Raw genomic sequence first — 25,217 nt, forward strand, 5'->3', positions numbered from 1 at the left:
CTTGTAGCAGCTGCCGAGGCACGAGGCTGCGATCGAGCGCGTAGCGGTCGTATATCTGACCGCTGCGCCACCTCTGGCACATCGTGACCGTCAGGTTTTACGGCGGCTCTGCCGCCGATCACAGCCTCACCGTACTCGTCAGTTCCTACATGTTTCACGCAAGCGCCCTACCCCCCTCAAGATGGTTGAAAATAGCCCGCCATTTGCTGCAAATCTCCTTCGTTCAATAACCCCGCGTAGTACCTGAGTTGTACACGCGCCAGCAAGTAGGCATACCGCGCCTCGGCCAAGTCGCGTTTGGCACTGAACAACTGTTGCTCGGCATCCAGCACATCCAGGTTGACCCGCTCACCACCGCGTACGCTTTTGTACGTTGCTTGCACGAGCGCACTCGCTGACTCCACTGCCATTTCATAAGCCCGGACTTTGGCCGCCGCACTGCTGCTGAGATTGAACTGCTTGCGCAGGTCTACCAATGTTGTCGCCGTCTGCGCGTCTAATTCGTACTGCGCCTGGGACAATTGCCGCGCCGCCTGACGCGTCGATGCTGATACCGAGCCACCCGCAAATAACGGCACGCTCAGTTGAATGCCCACGCTGTTGGTGTCGTACTTCTGGTTGTAGGTGCTTTCAGAATCCGAGCTAGTCTGTCGGCTGCTGGCGTACAGGCTGAGTTTAGGAAAATGCCCGGCACGCTTACGCTCCACTTCGTACTCCGCCGAACTCAGTGCGTGATGCTGCGACGCCAGTTCAGGGTTATTGGCCAGTGCCAGTTCGCGCCAGTTTTCAAACCGCTGAGGCTCCAGCGGCTGAATATTGAAATGCGCCACCAACGGATCAAGTTGATCCACTTGCAACGGCTCACCGAGCATCGCCTCCAACTCACGCAAGGCAACGTCCTGGTCGTCTTGCGCCTCGATCTCTTGTGCCACGGCCATGCTCAGGCGTGCCTGGGTTTCCAGCACATCGGTGCGCGTGCCTTCGCCACCTTTGAGCAAGCGCTGATTGAGTTGCAAGCGCTCGGCAAAGGCCCGCTTCTGCGCCCGACTCAGTTCAATGCGCTCCTGCGCCAACAACGCCTGGCTGTAGGCACTCAATACCCGCACCAACAGGTATTGGCTTTTACTGCGAAAACGCTCATCGGCAAACAATGCCTGCGCCGCACCTTGTCGCAAGCGGGCATAGGCTTCGTAGTCCAGTAGCGGTTGTTGCAAGGTCAGAGTCGAAGCGTAGCTGCGGTAATCGCGGTCTGTACGGGTGCTGGCCTGGGTCACTTCAGAGTCGTTACGCGAGTTGGTGTAGTTCCACGTCAACGTAGGTAACAACGCGGAACGACCGAGGGCGCGGTTCTCCTCCCCTGCCGCCCGTTCTTCGATCGCGGCTTGAAAGGTCGGATCGTTATGCACAGCCAAGTCGTACGCTTGCAGTAAACCCAATGCGTGAGCCGATCCCGTCGAGATCACGCAGACGATCAATAAGGCAGCACTCAATCGACACGTGCTCATTCCTCCACCATCGCCATGTGCGTACGGTCGAGCAACGGTTTGAACAAGTAATTGAGCATCGAGCGCTCGCCTGTACGGACAAAGGCCTCTACCGGCATGCCGGGGCGAATCTGCAACCCGGCCAGTTGCGCCATACCGGCTTCGCTGACTTGGGCACGCAAGGTGTAATACGGCTCGTCGGTGCGTTCATCCACTTGACGGTCCGCCGACACCAGCGTGACGTCGCCCGCCACCCGCGGTGTGGTGCTTTGGCTGAAAGCAGAGAACATCAGCTCAACCGGCAACCCTGCGTGAACCTTGTCTGCCAGCTCAACCGGCACCCGTGCTTCGACCAGCAAAGGTTCGCCTTGGGGCACGATTTCCATTAATGCCTGGCCAGGTTTGATCACGCCGCCTTCGGTAAACACGTCCAGCCCCACAACGATGCCGGATACCGGGGCGCGCAGTTGGCTGTTGGCCAGTTCAAACTCTGCCGAGGCCAGCCGGTTACGCAGGTCTTCGGTACGTACACGGGTCTCAGCCAATTGCGTACGCACCTCTTTCTGGTACTCCTCGGCCAGTTGACGAATTTTGAGACGCATTTCCTGAACTTGACGCTGTAATTGCCCGATACGGCCGTAGTCTTCGCTGATCGAACCCAGCACTTGCGCATACACGCGCTCACTGTCTAGCAGGCGGTTGCGCGGGATGTAGCCATCACGGGCCAGTTCGCGCAGACCCTCCAATTGCTCGGTGAGGGCGCTGCGTTGCAGCACTTTATTGGCCTGTGAATCTCGCACCCCACGCAATTGCGCCTCTGCACCCGCAATGCTTTCACCTATACCCTGCTGATCGAGCAGTAACGCCTGACGCCGACTGCTGAACAACTGTCGTTGCAACGTCAGGTTTGACGCAATTTCAGGGTCGTCCTTGAGCGTCAGCAACTGAGGTTGAAAGGTCACATTCGCAGCACCATCGCCCTCGGCATTGAGTCGTGCCTCACTGGCCAGCGAGCCATAAAACTGGCTGCGCAATGATTGCGCCTGCCCCAGCAGCGGCGTCTCCTTAAGGCGGATCAGTACCTGCCCGACCGTGACCTTGTCGCCATCGCGCACATCAATTCGTTCAACGATCCCGCCCGTGGGGTGTTGCACCACTTTGCGGTGGCCCGAGACCATGACTTTGCCTGAAACGGCGACGCCTTTGTCCAAAGGGGCGAAGGCCGCCCACCCTAAAAACCCGACAAATCCCCCAATCATCAGCAGCCAACCCAGGCGCGAATAACGGGTGTCGTCCAGTTGCAACACGTTGCTGTCCACCGGCTTTACGTTTGAACGGCTCATGCTTTGCCCGCCTCCACCGTGCCAAGGCGGTAACTCACATTCATCGCCGGTTTCGGCGCCGCAGCTTTGACCGGTGCGGGTGCACCGAGCACCTTGGCTGTTGGACCAAAAGCTTGCAGTTGCCCGTCGCGCAGGATCAACAGTTGGTCCGTGAGGGTCAGCACATTGGGTTTGTGAGTAATCAAAATCAACGTTCGCTTAAGGGTTTTGAGGTGGGTAATGGCCTGCAACAACGCCTGTTCCCCCGCTTCATCCAGGTTGGAATTAGGCTCATCGAGCACGATTACCGCGGGCAAGCCATACAGGGCACGTGCCAGACCGATACGTTGTTTCTGCCCCCCCGATAACCCGGCACCCCCCTCGCCGAGGCGGGTTTCGTACCCTTCGGGCAGTTGCAGAATCAGCGCATGCACCCCGGCCATTTGCGCCGCGGCCAACACCTTGTCGGCGTCCACCTCTGCGAAGCGTGCGATGTTTTGTGCGATGGTCCCGGCAAACAGCTGGATGTCCTGGGGTAAATAGCCCAGATACGGCCCGAGTTGGTGCTTGTCCCATTGCGCTAGATCGGCGCCATCCAGTCGGACTTTGCCGCTCAGCGGTTGCCAGACACCCACCAGTAACCGCGCCAGCGTGGATTTACCGCAGCCCGAAGGCCCAATGATCCCCAGCACGTGCCCGGCCGGCAGGGTAAAGCTCAGGTTGGCCAGCGTGGCGCGGCGCGTACCCGGCGCACTGGCCCCCAAGTGCTCGACAGACAATTCACCGCGTGGCGCAGGCAATGCCATGCGCGCGGCCCGCGGGGGATGGGCATGCAGCAGGGCTTCGAGGCGTTGATAGGCCAGACGGGCGCAGGTCCATTGCTTCCAGACACCAATCAATTGGTCGATAGGGCCAAGCACCCGGCCCATGAGGATGGAACCCGCAATCATCATCCCCGCCGTGATTTGCCCTTGCACCGCCAGCCATGCACCCAGCCCGAGCACCAGCGATTGCAGGGCCAGTCGCACACCTTTAGACCAGGCCGTGACGGTCGCGGTCTTTTCGCTGGCCAGGTTCTGCTGCGCCAGAAATGCGGTGTGCTGCGCCAGCCAACGCGCGCGCAACGTGTCGAGCATGCCCATTGCCTCTATCGCCTCGGCGTTGCGCAGGTGCGCGCTGGCCTGCTGCGTCGCCTCGACAGAGAGTTCACTGGCGGCTTTCAACGGACCTCGCGACACCCGCTGATTGATCCACGCCAGCGCCATCAGCACCACGGCGCCACCCAGCGCCAGTAACCCGAGCCAGGGGCTGAACATGAAAATCACGAGCAGATACGCCGGGAACCACGGCGCATCGAAAAAAGCGAACAACGCATTACCGGTGGCAAACTGGCGCAAGCTCGTCAGGTCGTTCAGTGCCTGCCCGGCGGCCGGGCTACCGGTGCGTAACTGCGCTTCAAAGGCCGCGTCGTACACCCGTTGATTCAGGCGCATGTCCATTTGCGTGCCGAGGCGGATCACCACCTGGCTACGCACCCATTCCAACGCCCCCATCAGGCCAAACAGGCCGAGGATCATCAGCGTCAGCATCAACAGGGTCATTTGATTGCCCGACGCCAGCACCCGGTCGTACACCTGCAACATGTACAGCGCCGGTGCCAGCATCAGTAAGTTGATCACGGCCGAAAACAGCCCGATGTTGAAAAATGCACGCTTGTAGGCCGTCAAGGCAGCCAGCATCTCATTGGCGACGTGGGCTTTGGGCCGGGTCATGAAGGTATTCCGTGAGCGAAGAACCAACAAAACCGCGCACACCGGGGGGAGCGTGCGCGGCATAACGGTGCTCTTGCAGTGGCTGCGTCAGGCGCGAAGGTCGCTCCAGCGTATGGCGCCTTCAGCGTTGGGCAGCAACGACAAGAACCAGGCGGGTGTTACGCCGCCAACGCCCAGTCTTGGGCCACGTCTTGCACACCCACCAGACCGATGTCGGCCGCCAGCGATGCATCGGCGTGAGCCAGGCCAGCCGCTGCCAAATCGTCGAAGGTGGATTCGGTAGACAGGCCAAACTCGCTCAGCAGGTTGTTGAGGGCACCTTCCAGACCCGCAACGTTGCCTTTCATCAAGCCGTAGATCACGTCCTGTACGGCGTTGCCTGCACGGCCTGCGTCGCTGGCGGCGGAGAGGTCGAGGCCGTTGAAGGAAGCGATATATTGGCCCAAACCAAAATCACTGCCATCTCCACCGGTCAGACCTGTGCCCAATGTGACGGTATCCAACTCGCCCCATAGGTAGTGGTTCATGTTGTCGCCAGGGGAGACTTTCGGGTTGAATACATAATTGAGGCCGTTATCGGTGTCGCTGCCGGCAATAAATGCATAGTCCGAGCTATTGGCACCGTGGGTGGCATATTGTTCACCGCTCATTGCACGCCCGCCGGTATTAAATCCCCCGGTATTACCTGCGCCATGACCGGCAGTATTGAACCCGGTCGACCATACACTCAATGCCTCATTAACCGAGAGCGCACCAAAATCAGAATTGTAAGTAATCGAAATAGTCATACCTAAACCTTTTCCTTGGAGAGTTAGTAATACCACGCACTCAAGTGCGCCTTTTGCTCGACATGAACAAAAACTTTTTAATCGTGTCTGCGACATTAGAACTTATATTCCAGCATGCCACTCAGGGTGCGGCCACGCGCCAAACTCAAGTTATTGGCATCGCCCATGGCCACGAAATAGGCCTCGTCCGTGGCGTTTTCCAACACCAGCGTAAGGTTCAAGGCATCGGTTGCCCAGTAGCTGGCATACAGGTCATATACGCTGTACTTGGGCCACGTCGCTTGCTCGAGGTTGGCATAGTTATGGGTATTTATATCCGAGCCATTACCGGGGCTGTAACGCAAACGAACTCCCGTATCCAGACGTCGCTCAAGGAACCGAGCACCTACGGTCAATGAACCACGGTCTGCCGGCATGTAGGCAGCAGCCCCCATCACACCGCCGCAACTGACCTTATTGTTGCGCTCATCATCATCCAGCCACTCGGTTTCATGCACAGGCCGGATGCTCCAGCGGCCGTTGGGCAATTGAAAACGTTCAACACCACTCTTTAATTTTTTACCGAATTTCTTGGCGCCGCCCATGAAGTAGTTTTTAGAACAGAAATCGTTACTCCCGATCATGTGCGTATAACTGAGACTGGTATACATACGCCCCATGTCATAGTTGAGTTGATACTCAACCCCTCGAAAGTTTGTGTCACTCAAACTATTAACGTAGGCCAGGTCCCCAAAATTACCCGATGCCGTTTCTTCGGGCAGCATGATGCCGTATTGCATAAACGAAAAGTTTTTGACGCGGCTATCGAAGTACGACACTTTCATGCCTAACCGGTCATTATTGAAAAACAAAGACTCTTTAAAAATATTAAAACCAACTTCCCAGTCGCGGGACTCTTCAGGCTTAAGAAACGGGTTGGGGAATACCCGCTCAGGCGCATTACCGCCATGGGGGCGACCGGTCATGAACACTTCTGTCACGGCGGGCGGGCGCCAGCCCTTGCCCCAGTGAGTGTAGAGCTGCAACCAGTCCACGCCCGGCTTGATTGCCAGGCCAAAGGTGGGGGAAAACTGACCTTGAGTACGATCTATGTCATAGACGTTTTCAGTCCGCACGGCCGGACCACTGCCGATCACTTCCACGCCGTTTTGGTGGCGGATGACTTTTTTGCGGTACTGGGTCATGCCCGTTTCGCCTTCAAGCCTGTAACGGTCATAACGCAGACCACCGCTGACGGTCAGCCAACCGTCATAGTCGTATTGAAGGTTGCTGAACAGGCTGGCCATGCCCCGCTTGCCCGCAGGGTCAGCACCCACGATATAAGGCAGGGTGACTTCATTTTTAGCGGCGACTTTGCCGGTCTTGGGCTTGAAGGTGTCCTGATACATTTCCAAGCCATAGGTCCAGTTCAACTGCCCGAAGGTGTCGAAGTTGAACAGTGACGTATTCTGGGCTTGCAGGCCCCAGGTGTCGGTACGAAACCGATCCTTGTAAGCACCAAAGGCGTTATCGGGCGTGGCGTTATGCCGGGCGTTGGCACGAACAAGCTCCGTGCTGACGAAATACAGCTTGCTCTTGAAATCAATCAGCTCGTTGTCCGGGTTAAAGCTGTAGTCAACGGCGTAGTTGACGGTGCCCAAATTGTTTTTGCTGTGGCGCACATAGTCGTAACCCTTCTGGTCAGAGGTGGCGTAAGTCCACGAGTCATTGCTGTCGCTGTCGGTGTTCAAGTAAGTGAATTGCACGCGCTGATCGTTCGCCAGGTTGAGCCCGAACTTGGCCATCTGCGAGCGCGTCACGCTGCCGGCATCCCCCACTTCACTTTTCAGCCAGTCATTCCAGGCTTCACGACGTGATTGCTTGACCCTGATTTCACGCCCCAGGTTATCGGCGTTCTGCCGACCGCTGCGGTAGTTACCGAAGTGACGCTCACTGTAGGCAAACAGGGCGTCACCGATGTCGTTACCGAAGGCAAAGACTCCACTGCCGTTGAAGTAGGTGCCGTTGCCCATTTCACCAATGCCGCTGCCCGCACGAATACGACCACCAAACTCCTTGCCGTCTTTGAGGAACTCACTGGCTTCGAGGGTTTTAAAGGTGGCGATCCCGCCCAGTACCGCCGCACCGCCCATCCCGGACTGAGAGCCCTTTTCGATTTCGATGCTGGAGATCATTTCCGGATCGATCAGCATTACGCCATTGCGATGCTGATGGCCGTTAACGTTGAAGTTCTGGCGCATGCCATCCACGTTCATGTTGACCCGGCCATAGTCCTGCAAACCGCGAATATTGACTGACAGCCCAGGGTCACGCTGATCCACGGCGGTGTACACGCCCGGGGTTTCTTCCAGCATGTCAGACGTGTGGCGTGGCGCGCGCTTGTTGATTTGCTCGCTGGTAATCACCGACACCGCTTCGGGGGTCTGGTACACCCAGTCCGCGCTATTGCCTTCGGCCTCACTGGCAGAAATTGACGTGGTGCCCAGTGCCAGCGCGCCTTTTAGGTCGCCGCTCACACGGGTCAGGGTGACTTGGCGCTCACCGGTAAAACGGTATTCAATCGGGTTACTGCCCACCAGTCGCGCCAGACCTTCCTGAACCCCGAAGTCGCCTTTGAGCGCTTGAGCATGCAGGCCTTGCAACATCTGGGTGTCGAACAGCACCTGCAAACCCGCCTGTTCGGCGAATTGCAGTACCGCTTTGTCCAGCGGCTGCGCCGGGATATGGAAGGCAATAAACGCTTGCTGGACCGCACTGCTGACCGTTTCAGCGGCCTGTAGCGGCGCTTGCACTGCTAACAATGCGAACACACCGACATGAACTGCAAAGGCTAACCGGCTTACGGCCCCGATACCTTTGCGCTGATTGAACACCATTATTGTTATCCCCAAGCGTGCACGATTTGCTTTGCGAATGAATCTCAATAGCAAGACGAACAACGGGGGAAAAGTCAGTAACGGTTTTTGCGATTAATTTTCAAATGGGCGAAACAGGCAGGCTGCGGCCTTTAAGAACCACAAAATCGCAGCCTGCACGGTGATCAATAAATCAGGCTGAGGCCCGCCACTTCGACGCGTTTTACGTGCAGTTCACGGGTGAGTGTATGCAGCGCGCTGTCGAGCATTTCAAGGCGGAAGACCCCGCTAACCTGCCGATTGGCCAAGGAGGGATTGGCCAATACGATCTGGCCGGGGCGATAGCGGTTGAGTTGCCCAATGACTTGCGCCAACGGCTGGCGGTCAAAAACCAACACGCCACGTCGCCAACCAGTGGCAGCACTCAGGTCGAACTCCGGCAACGGCTGTATACCGTCGGCCTGGCTGTAACGGGCGCTTTGCCCCTCTTTGAGCACGTATTTCGCTGCGCCGTTGGCGGGAGGTGTTTGCAGGCTGACAGCCACACTGTGTTGCAACACACCAACCCATGCCTGATTGCCGCTCTCGCGCCCCACTACAAACTGTGTGCCCAGGGCTTGGGTTTGGCCTCCTGCGCTTTGCACGACAAAGGGCCGGTTTTCGGCCTCGCCCATGGGCGCCACATCAAACACGGCGGACCCCGCCAACAGGCTGATACGCCGCTGCTGCGTGTCATAGTCGATGCGGATTGCACTGGAGGCATCCAGCTCAACCGAGCTGCCGTCATCCAGTTGCACCGTGCGCAACTCGCCGGTGCCGGTTTGATAGTCAGCCTGCATGTGCACCAGCAAGCCCGGGCCACTGACCCACGCTACAGCGATGACGACTGACAGCGCGACAGCGCGCCCTACCTTGCGCAACGGTCGACGCCGCCGAGCCACTGGCGCGGGCACCGTGCGGGGCGATTCAGGACGCAAACGATGGGCCACGGTCTGCTCCCCGTCAGGCTCTAGCGCCAACTCGCCCAATGCGGCCCACGTCTGTTGTGCGAAGTGCAAGGCTGGCGCATGGCGCTCATCGCCCGCCAGCCAGCGGTTCAGTTGCACCTGCGCCTCTTCACTCAACGCACCCGCGTGCAAGCGCACCGCCCACTCGGCGGCCGCCTCAGTAATGGTCTGCTGTTCGGGGCCTTGGCTATTCACGTGTGAATCTCAATTTCTCGTTATGTATAAGCAGTGACGTCTTGCCTGAAGATTCTCAGTAAACCATTCGTCGACATGTAGGAAAGTTATGACTTCGGCGACTGCAAACGCTGCATGACATAAGCCAATGCTTTCGACAGATGCTTTTGCACTGAGCTGTCAGAAATTTCAAGGTGGCGCGCCACTTCCGCGTGGGTCATGCCTTCAATCCGGTTGAGCCTAAATATCTCCCGGGTGCGTTCAGGCAACTCCGCCACTGCCTGTTTTAACGCCATGCGCTGTTGTTCAGCCATCGCCTGGGCCTCCAGCCCTGCCAGTTCATCCTCGATTTGAGCCAATGCCTCATGGGTCACTGAGTCTGTTTTGCGTCGGGTTTCCTGACGAATGTGATCCACCAGCAGGTTGCGCGCCGTGCGGTAGAGGTAGCCGGGGGAGTTGTCGATGGTGTGTTTGCGCCCATGCTCGGCCATGCGCAGGAAACTTTCCTGAACCAGATCGGCAGCCAGTTGCGGGTCTCGTACCTTGCGCGCCAAATACCCGCGCAGGGTGCTGGCATGCTTGATGAACAAGCCCTTGAGGTCCATATCCGACAAACTGACTCCCTGGCGCATGAAGGAAGGGGGCGCCATCTTACTTTTTGTCGAGAATGATTTTCAATTGAAATTAGCGCCCCGTGCGCAGGCAGGCCCACTCAGTTCTGCGACGGCTGCGCACTAAGTGCCATACTTTGCGGTCACTGGAAGAACGTCTGACGACCGGGCTGGCGCAGCTCCGACTCAGCAACAACACTTACCAACAAGATTTACAGAGGAAACCTCCATGCTTTGGAAAAAAGGCCGACGTAGCGACAACGTGGAAGACGTGCGCGATCAAAGCACCGGAGGCGGCGGGATGCGCATCGGTGGTGGCAAGGGCTTGAGTTTGATCGCCGTCGTCGTGATCGTGGGCTTCGGTCTGCTGACCGGACAGGACCCGATGCAAATCCTCGGGCAACTGAGCGGGCAGCTGGGCGAGCAATCCTCCCCGCAAGTCACTCAGCAAGCCGGGCACGCGCCCCCCGCCAACGACCAACAAGCCGAGTTTGTGCGCGCCGTGCTGGGCGACACCGAAGACACCTGGCGCCAGGTGTTTCAACAGGCCGGTCGAACCTACAAAGACCCGACGCTGGTGCTGTTTCGCGGCCAGATCAACTCCGCGTGCGGCTTCGCATCATCGGCCAGCGGTCCGTTCTATTGCCCGGCCGACCAAAAGGTCTATCTGGACATGAGTTTCTTCCAGGAAATGGCTCAACGCTTTCAAGCCGCCGGCGAGTTCGCGCAGGCGTATGTGATCGCGCATGAAGTGGGCCATCACGTGCAAACCCTGCTGGGCGTGTCATCCAAGATGCAGATGGCCCGTCAGCAAGGTAAACGCATGGAAGGTGACGGCGGCCTGCTGGTACGTCAGGAGCTGCAAGCCGACTGCCTGGCAGGGGTGTGGGCCAATTTGGCGCAAAAGCGTTTGAACTGGCTGGAACCGGGGGATATCGAGTCAGCCTTGAATGCGGCCAACGCCATCGGCGATGATCGCTTGCAGCAACAAGGGCAAGGCCGTGTGGTGCCGGACTCGTTCACCCACGGCACCTCGGCGCAACGGGTTAAATGGTTCAAGACCGGCTTTGCGCAGGGCAACATCAACCAATGCGACACCTTTTCGGCAGCAAGGTTGTAAATGGGTGCACGGGGTTTGGTGTCATAGATCGTGTTACTGGCCGCCTGCACCACGGCGCAGGCCGCTGAACACGGGGTGAAAGCGCTTAGCCCTGAGCGCCTTGCGCTCAACCCCGGCGAGTTGAGCATTGGCTTAAGTCAAGACTAGTAGCACCCTCTGCCTGAGGTGCAACGTGCAGTGATTGTGCTTCACGGACGTTTACGCAACGCCCAGACGTATTTGCACAGTGCGCAGCAAGCGGCGGCGCAAGCCGGGGTGCTGTCCACCACCCTGATCATCGCCCCACAGTTTTTAAATGAGCGCGATAACACGCAGCATCGCTTGCCGGACGCGGTGTTGCGCTGGCAAGGGAACGACTGGATGAGCGGGCAGCCCCCCATCACCCTGCGCTCGATAAAAGCTGCGAGGCAGAGGCTCAAGGGGCTTTCAGGCTGGTCCGCGGCAAGCATTATTTCGCGTCTTTAACGCAGCGCCATCCGCAGGGGCTGAACCAGCGTTTGGTTGAAGTGCCGGGGATTGGGCACAACGGCGATCAGATGTTCACCTCGCCCGAGGGGCAAAAAGCATTGTTTGGGCAGTAGGACAGTCCCGCAGGCTGTGAGCTTTCAAGATCAAAAGCTCCCAGTCTGTCAGGCCAATAAGCGCCGTAGCTCAAAGCAGTCTCTGGCGTGCCAGTCGGTCAGCTCGGGCCACGGGTTTTGCGGCACGTTGACCAGCACTGTCCGGGCTCCCGCTGCACGACCACACTCAAGATCGAAGCGATAATCCCCCACCATGACCATCTGTGCAGGCGTTACGCCCCACGCGTTGGCCAGTTGCAGCAAGCCGTCCGGGTCGGGCTTGTGCGCAGCGTTGTCGCGCCCCAAAACGTCTTGCGCCGCAAAGCATTGCTCCAGGCCAATCGCCTTAAGGGTGATGCGCGCCAGCTCTTGGGCATTGCGGGTCAACACCCCTAAGCGCACACCACGCTCATGCAAATCAAGAACCAGCTCCACCGCGCCAGGCGCAGGCGTGGAGGCAAGCGCCAGTTCACGCTCGTGTTCGAGCAGCCAGGCGTGCTTCTCGGCCGACTCAGCAGGCGGTAAGCCCGCGAGGTGGGTAAGAATGTCTTCGTCGTCCGGAATGCACAGCTCACGGTGAATCAGCTTGAAGTCATGCACAGCCACCGTCAGCGTGCCGTCCATGTCGAATACCCAGTGTTTTATGTGCTTAAGCGTCATGCCCAGTCCTTGCGATGGCGAATCAAACCTTCTTGTGTCACTGACGCAACCAGCTGGCCAGCCCGGTTGTACACGCTACCACGGGAGAACCCGCGCGAGTTGCCCGCCCACGGGCTGTCCATTGCGTAGAGCAACCAGTCATCGGCACGCAGGTCCGCATGAAACCACAGCGCGTGGTCGAGGCTGGCCACTTGCATGTCTTTTTGCCAAACGCCTTTGCCGTGCGGCAGCAGCGAGGTGGTCAGTAAACCGAAGTCCGAGGCGTAGGCTAGCAGATATTTGTGCAGCGCTGGCGTGTCGGCCAATGCGCCATCGGCGCGAAACCACACGTATTTGACCGGGTCGCTGACCTTGGGGTTGAACGGGTCTTCACCGACCACCGGACGAAACTCGATGGGCTTGGCACACAGCAGTTTTTCGCGCATGGCTTCGGGGATCAAATGCGCGCGCTGGCGCGTGATCTCAAGCTCGGAAGGCAAGTTCTCCGGGCCGACCACGTCGGGCATGGTGGTTTGGTGCTCAAAGCCGCCTTCGTCGTACTGAAACGAAGCGCTACAGGTGAAAATCGGCTGGCCCTTCTGGATCGCCGTCACTCGACGCGTGCTGAAACTGCCGCCATCGCGCACACGGTCAACCTGATACACCACCGCCAGTCCCGCATCCCCGGGGCGCAAGAAGTAACCGTGCATCGAGTGCACATGCCGCGCGTCTTCAACCGTCTGGCTCATGGCGGACAGCGATTGGCCCAGCACCTGACCGCCGAACAGCTGGCGAAAGCCCAAATCCTGACTGCGGCCGCGAAAGAGGTTCTCTTCAATCGGTTCCAGGGTCAGCAGGTTGACCAGATCATCCAACACTTGGCTCATTCAGATTTTCCTCACACAGAGCATTGCCGGCGCACTCTACGTTGCGACGGCCAACAAAAATTTGGCACTTGCCACTTAACCTACAACTTGAAAGTTATTTGCCTGCTTATCCGTGCAGTGTTTCCAACCATTGAGCGCGGCTGATCCGATATAGCACATGCTTGCTTAACGGATGACCCGGTTCCAACCCCGGATGTTCAAAATCACCGGCCATATCGCGCTGCATGCCGATGGCTTGCATCACTTTCTGTGATGGCACGTTGGCCTCCGTGGTGAATGAAACCACTTGATCCAGCGCCAACCGGTCAAACGCACAACGCAATGCCGCCCACGCCGCCTCACTGGCGTAACCCAGCCCCCAATGCTCGGGGGCCAGGCGCCAGCCGATCTCGACAGCCGGGGCGAAAGGCGCTTTGAAACCGATCTGCGCCAGGCCAGTGAAGCCAATAAACGCACCCGTATCTTTGCGTTCCAACGCCCAGAACCCGTAGCCGTATTCGGCAAAATGACCACGAAAACGACCAATCACCGAGGCGCTCTCAAGACGGTTCAGAGGCTTGGGGAAAAAGCGCATGACCTGCGGATCGGCGCACATGGCAGCGAACTCCGCCAAATCGGTGTCACGCCAGGGACGCAGACGCAGACGAGCGCTTTCGAGTTCCTGAATTTGCTCCATCTGTCTCCTCCGATTTGTTACACGGCTTTTCATCTGTCGGGCAGTGTACCGCGCTGTTAAGATCCGGCGCTCGCTCCTACATGAAATCCCTATGCCTTTACCGCTGATTTATCACGATGATTACAGCCCGCCGTTCCCGGCTGAGCATCGCTTCCCGATGGATAAATTCCGCTTGTTGCGTGATCACCTGGTTGCAACCGGGCTGACCTGTGATGCAGACCTGCTACGCCCCTCGTTGTGCCCTGTGGATATCCTCGCGCTGGCCCATGATCCGGCGTATATCGCGCGTTACATGGCTGGTGAACTGGCCCACGAAGACCAGCGGCGGCTGGGCTTGCCGTGGAGCGAAGCCTTGGCGCGCAGGACGATTCGCGCCGTGGGCGGCTCCCTGCTTGCCGCCGAGCAGGCACTGGAGCATGGGTTGGCCTGCCATTTGGCCGGCGGTACTCATCATGCGCATTACGATCACCCCGCGGGCTTTTGCATCTTTAACGATTTAGCGGTCATCAGCCGTTACCTGCTGGAAAGCGGGCGCGTCAATCGGGTACTGATTTTTGACTGCGATGTGCATCAAGGTGATGGCACCGCCCGAATTCTTGAACATACGCCTGATGCGATTACCGTTTCCCTGCACTGTGAAAAGAATTTTCCGGCGCGCAAGGCGCAAAGTGATTGGGACATTGGGTTGCCGATGGGCATGGGTGATGCGGCGTACTTACAAGTGGTCGACGAAGCGCTCAATTACCTGTTGCCGCTGTATCAACCAGACCTGGTGCTGTATGACGCCGGGGTCGACGTGCATCAAGATGACGCGCTGGGTTATTTGAAGCTGACCGACGCCGGTGTCGCCGCGCGGGATGTGGCGGTGATGCGCCATTGTCTGGGCCGCGATATACCGGTGGTCGGGGTGATTGGCGGCGGTTACAGCAAAGACCGCCAGGCGTTGGCGCGACGGCACGGGATTTTGCATCACAGCGCACAACACGTCTGGGTGTCATCCGGTTGTCATTAATCTGTGATTGTTACCCACAATGCCTGTGGAACTGCCTGTGGATAACCTGAGCGAAAGCCTTTGCAGGCCATATGAAACAAGGCGTGTAGAGCACTGTATGTTTTTCGTACAGCTCATACCTGACGCTGCATAGCCGCCTGCGCCAGCGGCTAGGGGAGATATGAAGCATGGTCAGGTAGAATGCAGCGCTTATTTCGCCGATTTGCAGCTTGCCATGACTGACGCCAACACGCCCCTTCCCTCTCATGTCGCCATCATTGGCGGTGGCCCGGCCGGGCTGATGGCCGCTGAAGTGCTGAGTCAGGCTGGCGTGCGGGTGGATGTGTACGACGCGATGCCCTCTGTAGGCCGCAAGTTTCTGCTCGCCGGAGTGGGCGGCATGAACATCACTCACTCCGAAGCCTGGTCCGCGTTTTTATCGCGCTACGCTGAGCGTTCGCCCCAGATGGCACCACTATTACAGGCATTCGATGCCCAAGCCTTGCGTCAATGGATCCATGATTTGGGCATCGAGACCTTTATCGGCAGCTCGGGCCGAGTCTTCCCCACCGACATGAAAGCAGCCCCCCTGCTACGCGCCTGGCTCAAGCGTTTGCGCGAGTGCGGTGCGGTTATCCACACCCGCCATCGCTGGCTGGGTTGGCAGGCAGATGGCGCATTGCGTATCGCCAGCCCGGAAGGTGAAAAACAGCTCAGGCCTGATGCCGTATTACTGGCCTTGGGCGGCGGCAGCTGGGCCCGCCTGGGCTCGGATGGGGCGTGGATGCCGTGGCTGGCCGAGCGCGGTGTAGCGCTGGCGCCGTTACAACCCAGCAACTGCGGTTTCGATGTAACGGGCTGGAGCGAGGTGCTGCGCAGCAAATTTGCTGGCGCACCGCTCAAGAACATTGCCATTGCCCTGGAGCATCACAGCCCGCGCTTGGGCGAGTGCGTGCTCACGGCCACCGGGATTGAAGGCAGTTTGATTTACGCGTGGTCCGCGCCCATCCGCGAAGCAATCAACCAACACGGGGTTGCCACACTGCTAATTGACCTGTTGCCGGGTAAGCCTGTGGATAAAGTGGCAACCGCCTTGGCCAAGCCGCGCGGCTCACGCTCGATGAGCAAACATTTGCACAGCCAGTTGGGTCTGGATGGCGTCAAAGCGGCGCTGTTACGCGAGTTGGCACCCGCTGACGCGTTCAATGACCCGGCGCGATTGGCCGCGGCGATCAAGGCGTTACCGCTGAAACTGGTCAAGGCTCGCCCGTTGGACGAAGCCATCAGCAGTGCCGGTGGCGTGGCGTTTGAAGCGCTGGACGAACACTTGATGCTCAAGCAATTGCCAGGCGTGTTCTGCGCGGGGGAGATGCTGGATTGGGAAGCCCCCACCGGCGGCTACTTGCTCACGGGCTGCTTTGCCAGTGGACGTGCCGCCGGGTTGGGGGTTTTACGCTGGTTGAAAGTCAAACCTTAACCCCGGGTCGTAACGCTTGAACGCAGGGGCTTGGTGGCAGACCGCACGTTCTGGCTTTACGAAGGCTGCGTCGCCGCACGCAGCCTTCGTAAGTTGCTACGACACTCGCTCAAACCTTAAGGTTTGCGCTTACGCGGGCCAGTGTTGAACACGGGCACTTTACGCACAGGTTTCACCGAAGGTTCGGCCGGGGCCGCTTCGCCGCTGTCGACCCACTTACCCAAGTTGCGTTTGCCGCCACCGCCCGACGTTTTCGGCTTTTTCGGCTTTTTCGGTTTTTTGATCACTTGGCCAGAGGCGTCGGTTTCAGGCACACGGTGCTCTGGCTCGAAGTCTTGCTCTTCGTGGCGTGGCAACGTTTGGCGGGTCAACATCTCGATGGCCGAGAGCATGTTCACTTCATCGGCACACACCAGCGAAATCGCTTCACCCTTTTGCCCGGCACGGCCGGTACGGCCAATACGGTGGATGTAGTCTTCAGCCACGATCGGCAGGTCAAAGTTAACCACTAACGGTAAGTCTTCGATGTCCAGACCACGGGCTGCGACGTCAGTGGCCACCAGAATCTGCACGTCGCTGGCCTTGAAACGGTCCAACGCACGTTGACGCGTGGCTTGTGGCTTGTCGCCATGAATGCCGTCAGCGTTGATGCCCAAGCCCTGTAATTTGCCCACCAGCTCGTCGACGCCATTACGGGTTTTAGCGAACACCAGCACCTGCTTCCAGTGCTGGGTACGCAGCAAGTGCAGAAACAGCTCGGGTTTGCGCTTTTTGTCGACCGGGATGACCCACTGTTTAACGCTGCTGGCCGCGACGTTGCGCGGGCTGACTTCAATGCTCAGCGGGTTGTCGAGCATTTGCTCGCCCAGCGTGCGAATGGCATCCGAGAAGGTGGCCGAGAACAGCAAGGTTTGACGCTTTTTAGGCAGCGCGCGATAGATGTCACGCAGCTCTTCGCTGAAACCCAGATCGAGCATGCGATCGGCTTCATCGAGAATCAGGGTTTGCAGCTGGTTGAACTTGATCGCCTTTTGACGATACAGGTCGAGCAGACGCCCCGGCGTGGCGACCAGTACATCGACGCCTTTGCGCATTTTCATCATCTGCGGGTTGATGCTCACACCGCCGTACACCGCGTAGGTGCTCAAAGGCAGGTGTTCGGCGTACTGGCGAATGCTTTCGTGAACCTGTTCAGCCAGCTCACGGGTGGGCACCAGCACCAGGGCGCGCACAGAGTTGCTGGCCACTTTCGGGCCTTCCATTGTCAGCAATTGCAGGAGCGGCAGAGCAAAGCCACCGGTTTTGCCGGTGCCGGTCTGGGCGGCGGCCATCAGGTCGCGGCCCGCCAGCACTGCGGGGATCGCTTGGGCCTGAACCGGGGTGGGCGTCTGGTAACCGAGCGTCTCTAGGGCGCGCAGCAAGGGTTCGATCAGGCCAAGGGTGGCGAATGTCATGGGGATACCGTCGAAAAAGGTCAGCGCGTGGGTGCATAGGTTGCAATGGCGCGCAGTTTACCCTAATTCAGACGGGTTTCTGCTTACGCCACTGCGGCAAACCGATCAACACCACGGCGCTGATAATGACCGCCATCGCCAGGCACTCCTCCACGCCAATGGTCTCACCCGCAAACGCGATGCCCAGCATCACCGCCACGGCGGGGTTGACGTAGGCATAACTGGTGGCCGCTGCCGGACGTACGTTTTTGAGCAAGTACATGTAGGCGCTGAAGGCGATGATCGAGCCAAAGAACACCAGATAGAGTAAGGCGCCCCAACCCGCGGCGGTGGGCATGTGCGTCATGCGCTCACCGCTCAACAGGCTACCGACCAACAGCACGACCCCGGCGGTGAGCATTTCGGCCGCACTGGCCATCGGCCCTGCTGGCAACGGCAGGTGGCGGCTCCACACCGAACCAAAAGCCCAGGCCGCCGCCGCAAACAGGATCATCGCGGCGCCCACGGGGCTGGCTTGCAGATTGGAGCCAAGGTTGAGCATGCCGATGCCGATCAAACCGAGCAGGATGCCCGCCCATTCCAGACGCGTGTTACGCGCGCCCCAGAAGTAACCGAACAACAAGGTAAATAGCGGCACCGTGGCCACGGCCAGTGCCGCGACCCCCGAGGCAACGCCCGAATGCTCGGCCAGGGTCACGCCGCCATTGCCACACGCCAACAGCAGAAAACCGATCATTGCTGCCGAACGCCATTGCACCCACGTCGGTGCAGGTGAACCGCGCCAGCGCATAAAGGCATACATCAAACTGCCCGCCACGAGGAAGCGCACCCCGGCCATCATCAGCGGCGGCCACGACTCAATACCGATGCGGATCACCAGGTAGGTCGACCCCCAAATCACGTACAAGGCAAAAAAAGCACCGATCAGTTGCAGCGGGAAACGACGTGCGGCAGGCATGGTTCAGCTCAAAGGCAGAGGCAGGGGACCGGTAAGTGTAGACAAGAGTCGCTATCAGCAGAAGTAACAGAACGCACCAAAAGTGGCCGTACACTTTGACGGCTCTTACAGGCAGGCAGGGTGTTTAAAACCCGCGATAGCGCTTGAGGTGCTCGTTGATTTTGGCCGCAGGCACTTTTTGCAAGCTGCGCAACAGGTCGTGGTTCAGCTCGCGCAACCCGTGCTGCTGGCGCAGTTGCTGAGCCAAGTGTGTGGTCAGGTTAGCTGCCATCTCGGCATCGGCCATCGCCCGGTGAGCCTTACCGGTGTGGGGCAAGTCGGCAAATGTGGTGAGCGTCCCCAGCTTGTGGTTAGGTGCCTGGGGCATCAAACGGCGCGCCAGTAACAGCGAACAGGCGAAGTTCTGCAAACGGGTGCGCTTGATGCGGCCCATCTCGAAATCCCAGAACTTTTGGTCAAACGCTGCATTGTGCGCGAGCAAAGGGGTGATACCGACAAACTCGTTAACCTCGTTCATCACCTGCTCTGCCGAGGGCGCGGTGCGCAACATGGCGTTGCTGATACCCGTCAACTGCTCGATAAAGCCCGGTATGCGTACGCCCGCGTTCATCAGGCTTTGATAGCGTTCAACGATGCGCCCTTGCTCCAGAATCACCACCGCGATTTCGGTGGCCCGGCAGGTGCTGCTCGGGGAGATGCCTGTGGTTTCAAAGTCGATGACGGCGATACGTTCCAAACGAGGTCAATCCTGTAAAAAAGTGAGCGTTACTTGAGTAGCAGACTGCCTTCAATCGGCACATAACGGGTCGCCGCGCGAATCAACGAGTTGGCCGTGAGGCCGGGCACGCCGTAAGCCACGGTTTGTACCCCGTGCTTGCTGGCGATGCGTTCGAGCAACAGGTCAAAGTCGCCATCGCCCGAGGCCAGCACCACTTCGTCCACATTGGCGGCAGCGTCCATAATGTCGATGGTGATGCCCACGTCCCAGTCGCCCTTGGCCGAGCCATCACTGCGCTGGATGTACGGCTTGAGTTTTACGGTGAAACCGAGGTTGCGCAGGATCTGCTGAAACTGCTGTTGCTTGCTGTCGCCCCGGTCGATGGCATACGCGTACGCCTCGACAATCTCACCGCGCTGGCTGATATCCGCCCACAGCGCAGCGTAATTAAAATGGCAGCCATAAGCCTGGCGAACCGTGTAGTAGAGGTTCTGCACATCCGCGAAGACCGCAATTCTTTTCACCGGGAGACCTCAAGGCGCCCAATCAAGCGGGCACGCAACTGAAAACAAGGCCGCAGTATGCCAGCCTGCTGAGACTTTGCGCGGATTAACCGCCCAACGCGCGAGCACACACCCAGTTCAACACGGACATTTGCTTGATGCAGGGTTTGATCGGTTAAAGTGGCGCACCGCTTTTGACTGTTGATACCGAACCATGAACCCGCTGACTGTTATTCGCGACTCCCTGTACTTCTTCCAGCGCAACCTGGGCCAGATTGTGGCGCTGTGCCTGCCATTGGTGATTCTTGAGGCTGTGCTGCAACAACTGGTCAACAATGCCACGGGCCCGGATGCGTCGCCCGGCTACAGTTTGATCGTCGGGTTGCTGGTGTACCCGATTTACACCGCGGCTCTGATTCTGTTTCTCGACGCCCGCAGCCGGGGCGAAAGCCCGCGCAACCGTGACCTGCTGGCCCGCGCCCTGTACCTGTGGCCGCGATTTGCGCTGCTGGCCGCCATCAGCACGCTGCTGATTGTGCTCGGGCTGTCGATGTTCTTTGTGCCGGGTATTTACCTGACCGTCGTGTTCGCATTTGCTGAGTACCGATTAGTGCTGCGCGGCGAGGCGCCATTGGCCGCGCTGAAGTCAAGTTTTGGACTGAGCAAGAGCCACTTCTGGCGTATTTTCGTGTGCATCTTGGCGGTGCTGGGGCCGCTCATGCTGCTCAAGGAATTAAGCTTTTCGGTGTACCCAAAAGCTGAAAACCCCCTGCTTTCGTTAGCGCTGGAAAGTATCAACAGCTTCTTGCAGTTGTTCTTGTCTGTAGTTCTATTCCGTTTATTCATGCTGATTAGCGACGAGTCTGACAGCCGATAAAACGCCTTCCTACGTATCACCCATTGGGATGCCAGGCAGCGGTCGCGTATGCTCGCTTAAATCTTGAAACTTTATAAGCCGACGCCATGCCACGTCTTTTGCGTAACACCGTATTGGGTTTGCTGCTGACCGCCGCGCTGTTGGCGAGCCTGATTTATAGCCTGACGTGGCGCCCTGAAGCCAAAGAAGTGCTGACCGTCAGTTGCCCTACCACCGCCCCTGTGCTGGTGCCGGGGCAGGCGCTCAAGGTCATGACCTGGAACGTGCAATACCTGGCGGGCAAGCGTTATGTGTTCTGGTACAACCTGGCTGATGGCAGCGGGCCTGATACACGCCCGACCGCAGAGGACATGGCGTTCAGCCTGGATCAGGTGACGCGGGTGATTCGCGACGAGCAACCGGACCTGGTGCTGTTGCAGGAAGTCGATAAAAACGCCAAGGCCAGTGGCTATCAGGATCAGCTCAAGCTGTTGCAAGAGCGGCTGGTCGACCTCTACCCGTGCAGCGCGCAGGCGGTCACCTGGCAGGCCGACTTTGTGCCCGACCGTCACATTTTCGGCAGTGTGGGCCGCACCTTGGTGACCCTCAGCCGCTTCCAGATCGAGCACGCCGAGCGCCTGCAACTGCCCGTGGCCGAGGCCAACCTGATCAGCCGTCAGTTTGCACCCAAGCCTGCGTTGCTGGTCAGTTACCTGCCGCTCAATGACGGTGGGCAATTCGTGGCCATCAACACTCAGCTTGATAGCCCCACACAGGACAACAGCAACCTGCGCCAACAAATGCAGGCCACCGCGGCGGCGCTGAATACATTTGAAAGTTACGGCACCCCGTGGCTGATCGGCGGCGATTTCAATCTGTTGCCGATTGGCCAGTATCTGCGCCTGCCCGCCGAGCAGCGAGCAGGTTATTCGCCTGACAGCGAGCTGCATCAGCTGTGGGAGAAGTACCCAATGATCCCCAGCAACCCTGAAGCCACAGGCATCGACCGCGAATTGTGGCTCACCCACTTCCCCAACGACCCGCGTGTCGAAGAACCCGACCGTACCCTCGACTACTTGTTTTACAGCCCAAAGCTCAAACGTATCGAGGGCTATGTACGTCAGGAAGACACCCTGACCATTTCCGATCATTTACCCGTGGTGGGCCGGTTTTTATTGCCGCTGGATTGACTCGCCTTGCAGGAGTCGCTGCCGCAGGCTGCGAAACGGGCCATGGGTGCGTGGGCGTTTAATGAAACGGGTGGCTGCGCAACCCTTCGCAGCCTTTGGCAGCGACTACGAAGAGGCAGGCTTTCGGGGTTTGATCCGTGCGGTGGCTTCGGCCACCAGCGGGTCGTCTGGCCAGTAGTGTTTGGGGTAACGGCCTTTGAGGTCTTTTTTCACTTCGCCGTAGGTGCTGCGCCAAAAGTTGGCCAGATCCTGCGTCACTTGCACCGGGCGCCGCGCGGGCGACAGCAGGTGCAATTTGACCACTTGGCGGCCGCCCGCAATGCGCGGGGTGTCGGCCAAACCGAACAGCTCTTGCAGGCGAACGGCCAAAATCGGCGGGTGCTCACTGTAATCCACACGCACCGAAGAACCCGACGGCACTTTGATGTGATGGGGCGCCAGCTCTTCCAGACGCTGCGGCAAAGGCCAGGGCAATAAGTTATGCACAATGCTCGACAGGTCGAGGCTGGCAAAATGGCTGAGCCGCGAGACCCGCCCCAAGTAAGGCGCCAGCCATTGCTCAAGCCCATTGAGTAACGCTGCATCAGTGACATCCGGCCATTCGCTCTGGCCGTGCGCGTCAAGATCCAGCTGACGCAGTAACGCCACCCGCGCTTGCCACTGACGCAGTTCAGGCGTCCACGGCAACAGTTCCAGGCCTTTGCGCCGCACCAGATTGATCAGCGCCTGAGTGCGGGCCCCTTCATCGAGACCTGTCAGCGGTTCACGGCTCAACACCAGTTCGCCGACTTTGCGCTGGCGCTCGGCACGCAACACCCCTTCGCGCTCGTCCCAATCCAGTTGATCCACCACGCTGACCTGCTCGCTCAACACCCCGTCGAGCAACCCGGGATCGAACTCTGCCGCCAGATAAATGCGCTCTTCACGCTGGCCCTGGCGGCTGCCCAAGTCGGCGATCACCAGCCAGGGATGTTTCATCAGCGCATCCACGTCGCTGAACAACGCTGCCCGCCCGTTCGCCAGGCGATACTCGGCGCCACCTGGCTTGCGCTGCTGCGCGATACGATCCGGATACGCCAGCGCCAGCAAGGCGCCCAGCCAACGCGGGTGATCAGGGTCGGCGACGGCTTGAGTCGGCTTACCCCGCAGGTTAGAGCGGTATTGGCGAGCCAGTTGTTTGGCGCGCTGTACGCCGCCCTGCCCGCCCCGCGCGGCACGGGTATCGCCCGATAACAACGCCAGGCGGCTGTGAACGTCGGCCCCGGCGCCGCGCACAATATCGCGCTCCCCCAACAGCGCGGCGACATCACAGGCCATCTCAGTCAGGCCCACGTCATGCCCGCGCAACAACAGGTGCGCGATACGAGGGTGTGCGGGCAACTGAGCCATCGCTTCGCCATGCGCGGTGAGTTTCCAGCCGCCGTCCACTTGCTTGCGCAGTGCACCCAAACGCTCCAGCAACTGCTGGGCCTGTGCATAACTTGCCGCTGGCGGAGGATCAAGCCAGATCAGCTCGTTCGGGGTCACCCCCCAACGCGCTAATTGCAGCGCCAGCCCTGCCAGATCTGCTTGCAGGATTTCAGCGCTGCCATAGGCGGCCAGTTGCGCGTGCTGGTCTTCTGACCACAGCCGATAACACACGCCAGGTTCCAGCCGCCCGGCGCGGCCTGCACGCTGGGTGGCGCTGGCCCGGGAGATGCGCTGGGTGTCGAGGCGCGTCATGGCGCTGCCCGGATCAAAGCGTGGCACCCGTGCCAGACCGGCATCAATCACCACGCGCACGCCATCAATGGTCAGGCTGGTTTCGGCAATGTTGGTGGCCAGCACCACTTTGCGCAGGCCCTTGGGCGCAGGTTCGATGGCGGCCCGTTGTGCGCTCAACTCCAGCTCGCCGTGCAGCGGGCACAACAGGATGTCTGTGCGCGAGCCCAGCGCGTCAGCCAACTGTTGATTAACGCGTCGGATTTCTGCCTGACCGGGCAGGAATACCAACACGCTGCCCGTCTCATCGTTGATCGCCTCCAGCACGGTGTTCACCACCCGTGGTTCAACAAACTCACCGGGGACAAACGGCCGCCCCCAACGCATGGCCACCGGGTACATGCGCCCTTCGCTGCGCAACACCGGGGCATCGTCGAGCACGCTGGCCAAACGCTCACCTTCAAGGGTGGCGGACATCAGCAAAATTTTCAGCGGCTGCTCGTCGCGAAACAACTCACGCCCATTGAGGCTCAATGCCAGTGCCAGATCCGCGTCCAGACTGCGCTCATGGAACTCATCGAAGATCAGCAGCCCTACGCCTTCGAGCGCCGGGTCTTGCTGCAGGCGCCGAGTGAGGATGCCTTCGGTGACGACTTCGATACGCGTGTTGGGTCCGATTTTGCTATCGAGTCTGATCCGATAGCCGACGGTTTCTCCGACTTTTTCTCCCAGCTCACTGGCCAACCGCTCCGCCGCCGCGCGGGCGGCCAGGCGCCGCGGTTCGAGCATCACAATGGTCTGTCCGGCAAGCCACGGCTCATTGAGCAAGGCCAGCGGCACACGGGTGGTTTTACCGGCGCCAGGCGGCGCTTCGAGCACGGCTTCGTGCCGTTCAGCCAAGGCGCATCGCAGCGCAGGTAAAACTTCATCAATCGGCAAAGAAATCATGGTGGCTCCAGAACTGTGCGGCGAGTATAACGGCGAACAGTTCGGCATTAAGCGCGGTCTTAATGTTTGGTTTGGCCCTTCAAGCGTTTATGAGGTTTTGGTATGCGTAGGTCTTCGCGCGTCATTGGCGGCATTGTGGTTGCTGCCCTGTTCACCCAACTGACTGCCTGCGGCAGTATTTTCTTCCCGGATCGCCGGGGTCAGATCGACGGCAAAATCGATCCGATGATTGCCGTACTGGATGCCGTGGGGCTGCTGTTTTATGTGATTCCGGGGCTGATTGCGTTTGGTGTCGACTTCGCCACCGGTGCTATTTATTTCCCGCCTGGTAAAACCGCACACATCGACCCACAAAAATTGCAAGAAGCCCTCGGTGCTAACGGCAGGGTAGATAACAGCAAGCTGCAAGCGATTCTTGAAAGCGAACTGGGTGGCAGTTTCCCGCTGAACGACCCGCGCCTGATCCAACACAAGGGCAGCGTGCAGCAATTGGCGTTGTACGGCCTTGTACCCGCCGCCTGAGACA

General features: G+C 59.2%; 21 protein-coding genes and 1 pseudogene. 7 read left to right on the forward strand and 15 right to left on the reverse strand.

Annotation, left to right across the window (positions count from 1 at the left end):
- Window positions 1-176: 176 nt before the first annotated feature.
- From GYN01_RS06580 to GYN01_RS06610, 7 genes are all read right to left on the reverse strand, one after another.
- Window positions 177-1,505 (reverse strand): TolC family outer membrane protein, encoded by a 1,329-nt coding sequence (locus GYN01_RS06580; protein ID WP_048362421.1) that lies wholly within the window; start codon window positions 1,503-1,505, stop codon window positions 177-179.
- Entirely contained in the window at window positions 1,502-2,827 is a 1,326-nt protein-coding gene (locus GYN01_RS06585; RefSeq protein ID WP_203306750.1) for an HlyD family type I secretion periplasmic adaptor subunit, read from the reverse strand. Before GYN01_RS06585 ends, GYN01_RS06580 begins: the two co-directional genes overlap by 4 nt.
- Window positions 2,824-4,578 carry a type I secretion system permease/ATPase gene (locus tag GYN01_RS06590; RefSeq protein ID WP_203306751.1) on the reverse strand — a complete coding sequence of 585 codons (1,755 nt, stop codon included), beginning with the start codon at window positions 4,576-4,578 and terminating at the stop codon, window positions 2,824-2,826. The genes GYN01_RS06585 and GYN01_RS06590 overlap by 4 nt, the downstream gene beginning before the upstream one ends.
- Window positions 4,579-4,736: 158 nt before the next feature.
- Window positions 4,737-5,366 (reverse strand): heme acquisition protein HasA, encoded by a 630-nt coding sequence (locus tag GYN01_RS06595; protein WP_048362418.1) that lies wholly within the window; start codon window positions 5,364-5,366, stop codon window positions 4,737-4,739.
- A gap of 95 nt (window positions 5,367-5,461) precedes the next feature.
- A complete protein-coding gene (locus GYN01_RS06600) occupies window positions 5,462-8,242 on the reverse strand; it encodes a TonB-dependent receptor (RefSeq protein WP_203306752.1) in 2,781 nt (926 codons plus the stop codon).
- A gap of 164 nt (window positions 8,243-8,406) precedes the next feature.
- On the reverse strand, window positions 8,407-9,423 hold the full coding sequence (locus GYN01_RS06605) for a FecR domain-containing protein (protein WP_203306753.1): 1,017 nt from the start codon (window positions 9,421-9,423) through the stop codon (window positions 8,407-8,409).
- An 86-nt stretch (window positions 9,424-9,509) separates the two neighbouring features.
- Window positions 9,510-10,016 carry an RNA polymerase sigma factor gene (locus GYN01_RS06610; protein ID WP_048363008.1) on the reverse strand — a complete coding sequence of 169 codons (507 nt, stop codon included), beginning with the start codon at window positions 10,014-10,016 and terminating at the stop codon, window positions 9,510-9,512.
- Between the two features lie 226 nt (window positions 10,017-10,242).
- On the opposite strand from GYN01_RS06610, the gene ypfJ reads away from it, so the two are divergent.
- On the forward strand, window positions 10,243-11,133 hold the full coding sequence (ypfJ, locus tag GYN01_RS06615) for a KPN_02809 family neutral zinc metallopeptidase (RefSeq protein ID WP_048401413.1): 891 nt from the start codon (window positions 10,243-10,245) through the stop codon (window positions 11,131-11,133).
- A gap of 27 nt (window positions 11,134-11,160) precedes the next feature.
- Window positions 11,161-11,714 (forward strand): annotated as a pseudogene (locus tag GYN01_RS06620) (hypothetical protein).
- A 48-nt stretch (window positions 11,715-11,762) separates the two neighbouring features.
- Here the strand turns inward: GYN01_RS06620 and GYN01_RS06625 are convergent.
- From GYN01_RS06625 to GYN01_RS06635, 3 genes are all read right to left on the reverse strand, one after another.
- Entirely contained in the window at window positions 11,763-12,353 is a 591-nt protein-coding gene (locus GYN01_RS06625; protein WP_048401414.1) for an HAD family hydrolase, read from the reverse strand.
- On the reverse strand, window positions 12,350-13,219 hold the full coding sequence (tesB, locus tag GYN01_RS06630) for an acyl-CoA thioesterase II (RefSeq protein ID WP_048362412.1): 870 nt from the start codon (window positions 13,217-13,219) through the stop codon (window positions 12,350-12,352). Before tesB ends, GYN01_RS06625 begins: the two co-directional genes overlap by 4 nt.
- Window positions 13,220-13,325: 106 nt before the next feature.
- Complete coding sequence (locus GYN01_RS06635) at window positions 13,326-13,895, reverse strand: GNAT family N-acetyltransferase (RefSeq protein WP_048362411.1); 570 nt, start codon at window positions 13,893-13,895, stop codon at window positions 13,326-13,328.
- Between the two features lie 91 nt (window positions 13,896-13,986).
- Here GYN01_RS06635 and GYN01_RS06640 point away from each other — a divergent pair, with 91 nt between their 5' ends.
- Window positions 13,987-14,907: a histone deacetylase family protein gene (locus GYN01_RS06640; protein WP_048401415.1), complete on the forward strand. Its 921-nt coding sequence runs from the start codon at window positions 13,987-13,989 to the stop codon at window positions 14,905-14,907.
- A gap of 214 nt (window positions 14,908-15,121) precedes the next feature.
- The gene (locus GYN01_RS06645) at window positions 15,122-16,363 is read left to right on the forward strand and encodes a TIGR03862 family flavoprotein (RefSeq protein WP_203306754.1); all 1,242 of its coding nucleotides are present in this window, start codon (window positions 15,122-15,124) and stop codon (window positions 16,361-16,363) included.
- Between the two features lie 116 nt (window positions 16,364-16,479).
- Here GYN01_RS06645 and GYN01_RS06650 read toward each other — a convergent pair whose 3' ends face one another.
- From GYN01_RS06650 to GYN01_RS06665, 4 genes are all read right to left on the reverse strand, one after another.
- Window positions 16,480-17,817, reverse strand: coding sequence for an RNA helicase RhlE1 (locus GYN01_RS06650; RefSeq protein ID WP_203306755.1), 1,338 nt, complete (start codon window positions 17,815-17,817; stop codon window positions 16,480-16,482).
- A 67-nt stretch (window positions 17,818-17,884) separates the two neighbouring features.
- Window positions 17,885-18,775 carry a drug/metabolite exporter YedA gene (yedA, locus tag GYN01_RS06655; protein ID WP_048362408.1) on the reverse strand — a complete coding sequence of 297 codons (891 nt, stop codon included), beginning with the start codon at window positions 18,773-18,775 and terminating at the stop codon, window positions 17,885-17,887.
- Between the two features lie 124 nt (window positions 18,776-18,899).
- A complete protein-coding gene (locus tag GYN01_RS06660) occupies window positions 18,900-19,511 on the reverse strand; it encodes a 3'-5' exonuclease (RefSeq protein ID WP_048362407.1) in 612 nt (203 codons plus the stop codon).
- A 29-nt stretch (window positions 19,512-19,540) separates the two neighbouring features.
- Window positions 19,541-20,017 (reverse strand): NYN domain-containing protein, encoded by a 477-nt coding sequence (locus GYN01_RS06665; protein WP_048362406.1) that lies wholly within the window; start codon window positions 20,015-20,017, stop codon window positions 19,541-19,543.
- A 193-nt stretch (window positions 20,018-20,210) separates the two neighbouring features.
- Here GYN01_RS06665 and GYN01_RS06670 point away from each other — a divergent pair, with 193 nt between their 5' ends.
- Both GYN01_RS06670 and GYN01_RS06675 read left to right on the forward strand, forming a co-directional pair.
- Window positions 20,211-20,873 carry a YciC family protein gene (locus tag GYN01_RS06670; protein ID WP_048401416.1) on the forward strand — a complete coding sequence of 221 codons (663 nt, stop codon included), beginning with the start codon at window positions 20,211-20,213 and terminating at the stop codon, window positions 20,871-20,873.
- Window positions 20,874-20,959: 86 nt separating this feature from the next.
- Complete coding sequence (locus GYN01_RS06675) at window positions 20,960-22,042, forward strand: endonuclease/exonuclease/phosphatase family protein (RefSeq protein WP_048401417.1); 1,083 nt, start codon at window positions 20,960-20,962, stop codon at window positions 22,040-22,042.
- Window positions 22,043-22,147: 105 nt separating this feature from the next.
- Here GYN01_RS06675 and hrpB read toward each other — a convergent pair whose 3' ends face one another.
- Window positions 22,148-24,691, reverse strand: a complete 2,544-nt coding sequence (hrpB, locus tag GYN01_RS06680; RefSeq protein WP_203306756.1) for an ATP-dependent helicase HrpB — start codon at window positions 24,689-24,691, stop codon at window positions 22,148-22,150.
- Window positions 24,692-24,793: 102 nt separating this feature from the next.
- Here hrpB and GYN01_RS06685 point away from each other — a divergent pair, with 102 nt between their 5' ends.
- A complete protein-coding gene (locus GYN01_RS06685) occupies window positions 24,794-25,213 on the forward strand; it encodes a hypothetical protein (RefSeq protein WP_048362402.1) in 420 nt (139 codons plus the stop codon).
- Window positions 25,214-25,217: the final 4 nt, after the last annotated feature.

It is taken from the genome of Pseudomonas weihenstephanensis (assembly GCF_016812185.1).
GTDB classification, from domain to species: domain Bacteria; phylum Pseudomonadota; class Gammaproteobacteria; order Pseudomonadales; family Pseudomonadaceae; genus Aquipseudomonas; species Aquipseudomonas weihenstephanensis.

Bases quoted from the DNA above. Each gene is read 5' to 3' on its own strand.
- GYN01_RS06580 (WP_048362421.1), bottom strand. From the start codon at position 1,505: ATGAGCACGTGTCGATTGAGTGCTGCCTTATTGATCGTCTGCGTGATC.
- GYN01_RS06585 (WP_203306750.1), bottom strand. From the start codon at position 2,827: ATGAGCCGTTCAAACGTAAAGCCGGTGGACAGCAACGTGTTGCAACTG.
- GYN01_RS06590 (WP_203306751.1), bottom strand. From the start codon at position 4,578: ATGACCCGGCCCAAAGCCCACGTCGCCAATGAGATGCTGGCTGCCTTG.
- GYN01_RS06595 (WP_048362418.1), bottom strand. From the start codon at position 5,366: ATGACTATTTCGATTACTTACAATTCTGATTTTGGTGCGCTCTCGGTT.
- GYN01_RS06600 (WP_203306752.1), bottom strand. From the start codon at position 8,242: ATGGTGTTCAATCAGCGCAAAGGTATCGGGGCCGTAAGCCGGTTAGCC.
- ypfJ (WP_048401413.1), top strand. From the start codon at position 10,243: ATGCTTTGGAAAAAAGGCCGACGTAGCGACAACGTGGAAGACGTGCGC.
- GYN01_RS06625 (WP_048401414.1), bottom strand. From the start codon at position 12,353: ATGACGCTTAAGCACATAAAACACTGGGTATTCGACATGGACGGCACG.
- tesB (WP_048362412.1), bottom strand. From the start codon at position 13,219: ATGAGCCAAGTGTTGGATGATCTGGTCAACCTGCTGACCCTGGAACCG.
- GYN01_RS06635 (WP_048362411.1), bottom strand. From the start codon at position 13,895: ATGGAGCAAATTCAGGAACTCGAAAGCGCTCGTCTGCGTCTGCGTCCC.
- GYN01_RS06640 (WP_048401415.1), top strand. From the start codon at position 13,987: ATGCCTTTACCGCTGATTTATCACGATGATTACAGCCCGCCGTTCCCG.
- GYN01_RS06645 (WP_203306754.1), top strand. From the start codon at position 15,122: ATGACTGACGCCAACACGCCCCTTCCCTCTCATGTCGCCATCATTGGC.
- GYN01_RS06650 (WP_203306755.1), bottom strand. From the start codon at position 17,817: ATGACATTCGCCACCCTTGGCCTGATCGAACCCTTGCTGCGCGCCCTA.
- yedA (WP_048362408.1), bottom strand. From the start codon at position 18,775: ATGCCTGCCGCACGTCGTTTCCCGCTGCAACTGATCGGTGCTTTTTTT.
- GYN01_RS06670 (WP_048401416.1), top strand. From the start codon at position 20,211: ATGAACCCGCTGACTGTTATTCGCGACTCCCTGTACTTCTTCCAGCGC.
- GYN01_RS06675 (WP_048401417.1), top strand. From the start codon at position 20,960: ATGCCACGTCTTTTGCGTAACACCGTATTGGGTTTGCTGCTGACCGCC.
- hrpB (WP_203306756.1), bottom strand. From the start codon at position 24,691: ATGATTTCTTTGCCGATTGATGAAGTTTTACCTGCGCTGCGATGCGCC.
- GYN01_RS06685 (WP_048362402.1), top strand. From the start codon at position 24,794: ATGCGTAGGTCTTCGCGCGTCATTGGCGGCATTGTGGTTGCTGCCCTG.